The sequence below is a fragment of the Streptomyces sp. NPDC006476 genome (assembly GCF_040612015.1).
GTDB lineage: Bacteria > Actinomycetota > Actinomycetes > Streptomycetales > Streptomycetaceae > Streptomyces > Streptomyces griseorubiginosus_B.
In genome coordinates, this window is the sequence record NZ_JBEXPK010000164.1 from 1 (window position 1) to 7,498 (window position 7,498).

The following is a 7,498-nucleotide window of genomic DNA, read 5'->3' on the forward strand; positions in this document are numbered from 1 at the left end:
TGGGCGACGTCTTCACGCTGGGCACCAGCTCCTGGCGCATCGAGGACATCACGCGCGACCGCGTCCTGGTCTCCCCCGCGCCGGGAGTGCCGGGCGCTCGGGAACGCGGCGCGGGCAACCCGCACGGTCAGCTCGGGAATCTCCTGCGCAGGCCTGGGCCACAATGACATGACGGGTCACCACCTCGGTCCCCCCGCAACGTCTACTACCCCTCACCATGCCAGCAACAGCCTGCTGCAAACAGCGACTTCGTGAATTGACCAGCAAAGTCATCTACGTTGCGATGGCCGTCACCATCGAGGGCACCCGGCCCCGCCAGGGCCCCGACCGGAGCAGAACCGTGGAAACGCTGGGCAGACCAGCAAATTCCCCCTGCCCACATCCAGCCACACCCCATTCAGCTGTCAGGGCTGACCCCGTTGGCGCTGGACGCAGCGATCGATGTCCCCGATTGCAGGAGGCGAGGGATGAGGAATGTCGTCGCTATCGCCGTGATTGATATGCAGGCGATGGACAGCGGGATGGAGCGCGCAGGAGAGCGACGGGTGAGGACGTCGACGAGCGCTGGCAGCACGACGCTGCCGGTCATGCTGGCGGTGAAGAGGAGCGCGTTCGCCAATTGGTTGTCCTCCATGGTCTGGGCGATCCACTTCAGGACGGCCGGGAGTACCGGTGCGAGGAAAAAACCGCACGCGGCGTAAGCGATCGGGGCGATCGGGGGGTGCGCTGCGGCGAGTAGCGATCCAGTGGCTGCGACGAGCGACAGCCGGACGATTCGGCGCGGTGCTTGCGTGCGGGCGAGTGTGGGGATGAGGAAGCGCCCGATGCATAGGCCTACCCAGAACAGCGATGCAATCCTGGCGGCGGTGACGGCGGTGTGGCCGACGCGGTCGAGGTGAGTGGCTTCCGACGCGCCGATTCCGGTCTCAAGCCCGGCGTACAGGAATCCCAGCGCGAAGAACACGACAACCACTCGACGGTGCGTACGGAAGGTGGTTGCCTTCGACGGCGGAACTCGAGACTTGGACGGCTGCTCGAGTTTGTCGACGCCGATGCCGAGCGGCGCGAGCACACCTGCGACCAGGAACACCGCTCTGGCATGGGTGTCCGCTGCGCTTACCGCAAGAGGTCCGAGAATGGCTCCGACGCCGAATACGGCGTTGATGCGGCTGAGTATGGAGAAGCTGTCGTCGCTGGAGTGACGAGCGACGATCGAGTTGAGGTACAGGGTCAGGCCCCCGTACCCGGCGCCGGCGAGTACGGTGGCGATACAGAAGACGGGCCAGGTGCCGACGACGCCCATGGCGATTGCGCCGCAGGTGAACAGGGCCAGCAGGGTGCGCAGCGCGATCCGTTGGCTGAGTCTGCGGCTGCCGAGCCCGCAGATCAGGATCGCGGCGAGGGCACCGAGGTTGTAGGCGCTGACCAGCCAGCCGCCGTCCTGGTCTGGAAGGTCGTAGATGCGGCGCAGGCTCGGGAGCGCCGCCCCCAGGGCCGCGGTGCTGAGGCCGAGAACGAAGAACATCAGGAAGATTGCGATCAGCCCCGGACGCGGAATTGCCGCCTTGGGTTTGGCTGGGTCAGAGGACACGGCCGGTCACGCGGACGTCGAGCAGGGTGAGGGATTCGAGTGCGTGGTCATAGGGGGCCTGAGGGCCGCCCTTTCCGTCTTCGATCGCGATGGCTCGCATGCCGGCCGCGTGCGCGGCGCGCAATCCTGCGGCGGCGTCTTCGATCACGACGCAGTCACTGGGCGGAATGCCTAGCCGTCGCGCTGCGGTGAGGTAGCCCTCCGGGTCGGGTTTGCCGATGATGACGTCATCGGCAGTGATCAATACACTGGGTATCGGGAGGCCCGCGGTGGTGAGCCGGCTCATGGCGACCGGGCGATGCCCCGAGGTCACGACGGCCCACGCCTGGCCGGTGAGCCGCTGGACGAGCGGGGCCGCACCTGGGCAGGCGGTGATTCCGTCGGTGTCGACGATCTCGCGTTCGGTCAGGAGGCGCGCTTCAGCGGTGGCGTCGAGGTGGGGGGCGATTTCCGCGACGAGTTCGGCGTTGGTCCGTCCGGGCGACAGGGCGACCACGTGCTGAGGGTCGAGTCCGCGGAGGCGGGCCCAATCGCGCAGGTGCCGTTCGATGATGTCCAGTGAGTCCACCAGCACCCCGTCCATGTCGAGGAGTATCGCGCCGCACTCCATCGTGGCGTCCGGCAATGTGATCTCGATATTGGCCAACCTGGAGACCTCCTTTTGGTCCAGTTCAGAAGACATCCGGCAGCCAGGGACCAGCACCGGAAGTCAAAGCGATCATGAGTTCGAGGGTGGATGGTGCAACGCCGGGGAGTGTCTGCCTGAGCTGTGTCAAGGACAGCGCCCCGCAGTACCAGGCTGCCAGCGCGGTTTCGGGGATGCAGATCGTGCCCGCACCGCCCGGCTCGGTCTGCGCCTTGCCGCCGTCTACTTGCACGGTGATCACTGTCGGGGGTGCTTCGGCGTGTTCGACGGTGAATTCCAGGGTTCCGGCCAGCGGGGTCGGCCAGCTGCGTTGGGCCAGCGCAGCCGGAACGTCGAGGAGCCGGATCATCCACGGATACCAGGCGTCTTCGCTGGCGTGGTGGTGGGGCAGCTCCCACAGGAAGGGTGGCGGGGACGGCACAGCCGCCTGGTCGAAGATGACCCGGTGGGCCTGGCTGCCGTGTCCGGCGAGGAAACCGTAGACCTCGCGGGCGGCCTGGGGATCCGCCGCCCACATGTCGGTGACGAGCAGGTCGTAGCCCCATGCGCCGTTGCGGCGGTGTTCGTAGCCGACCAGACCGACCACGTGCCCGTCCGCTCCGAGCAGGTGGTAGAGGAACCGGCCGGGATCATTTTTCGGGTACTTCCAGGACCACCACCATGAGGGTCGCTTGAGAGCACCGTTCCAGGCCTCGGCCTGCCGGTCTTGAAACTCCACGCCGCGTGGGCCGATGCCTCGTTCGATCTGGCGCGGACGGGGCATGTCCGCGAAGGCCGCCAGGGGCAGGATCCAGCGTCGGCCGAGGCCGGCGACCTCCCACCCCCAGCGCCGGTAGACACCGGCTGCGGGGGTCCACAGGAGCGCGATCGCGCGTCCTTCGTTGCGGAGTTCATCGACGATCTCCGTGATCAGCCGCGCGGCCGTTCCTCGGCGGCGTGCCTCGGGTGCCACGGCGACGCAGGCGACCCCTGCGGCGGGGATGGCCGCCCCGCCGAAGTAAGCGTCGCAGCGTAAGGCCATCGCTCCAGCGACGATTCCGATGCTGGTATCGGCGACCCGTGCCACGCAATGGTCTCGGATTGGCCGGGTGTCGATCTCGGGCTCGTTGAAGCAGCGACTGGCGAGATCCTCATACGAGCGCCAGTCGGCTGCGTCTTGAGGTGCCCGGATCAGGGGGGCGGTCATGGACTCTCGGCGAAGAACGCGTGGACCGCCTCGGTCACGTAACCGACCTGGTCCGCGTTCAGCGCGGGGTGGAGGGGGAGGCAGAGGGTTTCTCGCGACAAGGCTTCCGAAACCGGGAACGCTCCTACCTCGTGGCCAAGGCTTCGGAAGGCCCCTTGGAGGTGCAGCGGGATCGGGTAACGGACGACGGCGTCGATCCCCGCAGCCTGCAAGGACTCCGCGAGCTCGTCACGCCGCCGGGTCCTAAGCTGGAACAGATGGTAGACGTGCTCGTCCGGTGCGGCTCCCTCTTGGAACGACACAGGGAGGCCGGACAGCTTGGCCCGGTAGTCGGATGCGATCTCGCGACGTCGCCGGTTCCAGTCCTCCAGAAGGGGCAGCTTGTGAGACAGCACCAGGGCCTGGATGCTGTCCAGGCGGGAATTGTAGGCGACGACCTCGTGATAGTTCTGGGATGTTTGACCGAAGTGCCGGAGCAGGCGGAGCTTGTCGGCGAGTTCCTGGTCGCGCACCGAGACGGCTCCTGCGTCGCCTGCGGCGGCCAGGTTCTTGGACGGAGCGAAACTCCAGCACCCGGCGTTGCTCGTGCTGCCGACCGGCTGACCGTCGAATCGGGCGCCGATGGCCTGCGCACAGTCCTCGACCAGTGCGAGGCCATAGCGGTCCGCCAGATCCGCCGCTGCGGTCATATCGACGGCCTGGCCGAACATGTGCACCACGATCAGTGCCTTGGTCCGTTGGGTAACCGCGTTCTCCGCCTGTTCCAAGTCGATGAGGTAGTTGTCGGGCCGGCAGTCGACCAGGACCGGCCGGGCGCCGACACGCAGGATCGCCAAGGCGGTGGCGTGGAAGGTGTTCGCGACGGTGATCACTTCGTCGTCCGGGCCGACACCGAGCGCATCGAGCGCCAGCACCAATGCGTCGGTGCCCGAGTTGACGCCCACGACATGGGGCACGTCCAGGTATTCCGCCAGGGACCGTTCCAAGGCGCTGAGTGGATCGCCCAGGATGTAGTTGCCGCTCGTGAGCAGTTCGCGGATGCGGGGCAGAAGGTCGCCGTCGAGGTCGGCGAACTGGGCCGGATAGTCGTAGCGAGGGACGCGGTAGTCGGTCATCGGCCTCCGCCGTCCAGGTGTTCGGCGGCGATCCGGCCGTCCGGTCGACTGTAGTCATCGGCCAGGCGGATCACATCGTCCAGCTCCGGGGTGGACACCTCGACGAGGGTGATGTCTGAATCAGCCTCGATTCGGTGCACCGTGCCGGGCCGGACATGGACGATCTCCCCGACCACGAGTGGCCGCTGCTGCAACGGCTCTTCTCGGGAGGCAGCGTAGTAGAGCGTTCCCGAACCTCGGAGGATGAGATTGGCTTCTTCTTTGTATTCGTGGAACTGCAGGCTCGTGCGGTGTCCGGCCTTCAGGTGGATCAATTTGAAGCCGAACGGGGCACCTTCGGGAACGAGCCAGCGTTCCTCGCCCCAGCTCTTGTTGACAGTCTTGGTTTGCGCGGCGTAGGTCACGGACGGCTTGACCGGCGAGACGGGAGTGTGCTGGAACTCGGTCTGCAGCAGGTCTTTGAGGTATTCGGGCGCTGAGATGGTCATCGTGTCCTCCGGTCAGCCAACGTGGACGGGCGTTTTGAAGTGGCTGAGGTAGTGCTGGATCGCCGCTTCGACCGCTGCTCGCAGCCGGTCGTCCACCGTGTTGGAGTCGTTGCGGCAGGCGTACTCGACCTCCTTCTTGATTTCGCTGAATTCCTCGGTGCCGAACACGTAGTGCCCGGCGATAACGGCGCGGTCGTCGTCGGTCGCGGTTGTGTCGTGCTTCATCCACTTGCGCCACAGCCCGGATTCGAAGGCGAGGGCGAGGAACTCCTCACGCTGCCGCGTCAACCCGGCCTCGTTCATCAGGCCGAGCAACGCTCGGGTTTCGACCACGCCGAACTCCGGAGCGACGTTGAGCGCGGACACACCGTTCACCGCCAGGTCGTGCAGGGCCGAGGCGGGAAGGTAGTCGGCGTTGTGGGATTTGAGCGCGGAGCCGAAGGTGTGGCAGATCTCAGCGAGTTCGCGGATCGTGTGGCCGACAGCGGACGGCGCGAGAGTCAGAGCGCCGCAGTTCTCGGTCTCCCGCACCTTGGTCGCGGTCTGCGCGACGATGAACGTGGGGCGCGGCAGACCGGCCGAGTAAAGACGCCGGGAGACCTCGGAGATCTGGGCTCGGAATTCCCGGGGATCGTTGGTGTCAACGCTCTGATCCTCGAAGCCGATTTCGAACATGACCTGCCGGTCCAGGGCTGAGGCGTGCGCGTAGATCTCCGCGTACAGGCCCACTAATCGGTCTATCGCGTCACCGGTGGAGGCCACGCCGTCGCGCTCCAGACAGGTGTCGATGTGGAGGAGGTCGAAGCCGCTCGCGAGGTCCTCCTTGAAGGAGCGCAGGCAACTGAGCATCGCCTCGTCCTCATCCATCGACCGCTCGTCCGGGTGCTGCCACGGTCCACCGTGGTCCCTGCATACCAGCACCAGACGGTCACGGTCCCGTTCGCGTACGTAGGCCACCAGGTCGGCGGCGGTCCAGCCCTCGACGTAACCGCCGCCGAGAGCTTTCCATTCGACCTGTCTGCGGCTGGGGATCAACATGATGCGCTGGTTGTTGCGGGCGGCGACCTCGATCACCGCGTCGACGCAGTTCGCGGACATCGGACCGATGCCCAACCGGGAGGGGACGTTCAGGGGCGACAGCGGGTACATGCAACAACGGCCCTTCGCTTGGTCTTTCATCCTGATGTATTTGAAGCGTTCGCGCGCTCACCGTTCCGGGGAGACAAGCAGATGTGCTCGCGGCCGTCGTCGGCTGAGCAGTCAGGAGCGACAAGGCCCCCGAGCGTCGAGGGGTGGCGCCAGCTGTCACTGCCAGCCCCAGCGTGCGAGACATGCATGCCCCCATCTGCATGGCGTAGATCCGGCGTGGAAAATGCTGTCCCGCATGACCGGTGTCCTCATAGAGTCAAATAACTCGGCAATTTCAGCCGCAGTAATTTCAGCCGAGGGAAGAGGTCCGACACTAACAAAAGGCGTTGGACGCGGCGGTGGGTGATGAGGTCGGTGGTCGAGTCCGAGGAAGGTTTCGCGGATGCCGACGCGTCGTTCCCAGCGGATGCGCAGGCAGCTGAAGCCGGGCGGTCGTTCTCTCCACGGCGAACCGGAAGATGCCCAGGCCGAACCGTGAGGCTGGCCTTGCTCGGCGGTGACCGGGCGGATGCCGAGTCACCCCAGGTGGGGCCTGTGTTCAGTCGTGATCATGTGGCGGGGCGGGTTGGAGCTCTCCGTAGCCAGGCAGGTGCTGCGGCGGGCCGACTGGCCGGGCCTCGTACTGGAACAGGCGGGCGTACTCGATCAGCTTCACGGCCAACCGCTCGCTGCTCATGGTGCTGCGATCGACTTCCACGAACGCTCGCAGCTTTCGGCGGTGTTCGCTCTCGACGCTCCTGCGGCGCTGCTCAAGCAGCAATCGAAGGTTTCCGTCGGAGACTGCCACGGCCGCGGAAGGAAACATCACAAGAGGAAATCCGCGGGCGCCGACCAGACCCTCGACCACGAAGCCCCGACCACGGTCACGAAGTGGAAAACAGCCTCGGGTTCTGCACCGTGGCTGACATCCATGGCCCCCGACCACGGGCCGCGCCCGCGCGCTACGGCAGGCTTGCTCCTGCAACGGAGGTCCGGGACCGGCTCGGCAAGGCCGCCGAGTCGTGGACGGCGGCATGCTGCGCATGGGCCCGCAAGCCGGCTCCTATCTCGAGGGCGACTCCTGGCGCTGCCTCTGAGCGGCGCCGTCCGCACCGTGCTGACGTTCAACTGCGACTCTCCCTGGAGCGCGGGTCGCGGGGCTCGGGGACGCGGACCGTGCCGCTGTACCTCTGGACAGCAAAAGCTGACTGATAGTCAGGTCAAGCTGCTTCACTGTATCGCGCACTACTCATGCGATCGCGATCGAGTCTTAGTCTTGACAAAGTCTAAACTGGGGCCTACCTTTCAAGCTCCTTGAGTAGGTGTGTGTGGCCTAGGTGGGTT

At 66.1% G+C, this 7,498-nt stretch carries 7 protein-coding genes; all 7 read right to left on the reverse strand.

Features of this window, described 5'->3' with window-relative positions:
* Positions 1–397 precede the first annotated feature (397 nt).
* Positions 398–1,525, reverse strand: coding sequence for an MFS transporter (locus tag ABZZ74_RS51680; RefSeq protein WP_356951074.1), 1,128 nt, complete (start codon positions 1,523–1,525; stop codon positions 398–400).
* A 55-nt stretch (positions 1,526–1,580) separates the two neighbouring features.
* The gene (locus ABZZ74_RS51685) at positions 1,581–2,237 is read right to left on the reverse strand and encodes an HAD-IA family hydrolase (protein WP_356951075.1); all 657 of its coding nucleotides are present in this window, start codon (positions 2,235–2,237) and stop codon (positions 1,581–1,583) included.
* A gap of 25 nt (positions 2,238–2,262) precedes the next feature.
* Positions 2,263–3,423, reverse strand: a complete 1,161-nt coding sequence (locus ABZZ74_RS51690) for a GNAT family N-acetyltransferase (protein WP_356951076.1) — start codon at positions 3,421–3,423, stop codon at positions 2,263–2,265.
* The gene (locus ABZZ74_RS51695) at positions 3,420–4,538 is read right to left on the reverse strand and encodes a DegT/DnrJ/EryC1/StrS family aminotransferase (RefSeq protein ID WP_356951077.1); all 1,119 of its coding nucleotides are present in this window, start codon (positions 4,536–4,538) and stop codon (positions 3,420–3,422) included. The genes ABZZ74_RS51690 and ABZZ74_RS51695 overlap by 4 nt, the downstream gene beginning before the upstream one ends.
* Positions 4,535–5,026, reverse strand: a complete 492-nt coding sequence (locus ABZZ74_RS51700) for a hypothetical protein (RefSeq protein WP_356951078.1) — start codon at positions 5,024–5,026, stop codon at positions 4,535–4,537. The genes ABZZ74_RS51695 and ABZZ74_RS51700 overlap by 4 nt, the downstream gene beginning before the upstream one ends.
* Before the next feature lie 12 nt (positions 5,027–5,038).
* Positions 5,039–6,175: a hypothetical protein gene (locus ABZZ74_RS51705; RefSeq protein ID WP_356951079.1), complete on the reverse strand. Its 1,137-nt coding sequence runs from the start codon at positions 6,173–6,175 to the stop codon at positions 5,039–5,041.
* Between the two features lie 538 nt (positions 6,176–6,713).
* On the reverse strand, positions 6,714–7,022 hold the full coding sequence (locus tag ABZZ74_RS51710; protein WP_356951080.1) for a hypothetical protein: 309 nt from the start codon (positions 7,020–7,022) through the stop codon (positions 6,714–6,716).
* Positions 7,023–7,498 lie beyond the last annotated feature (476 nt).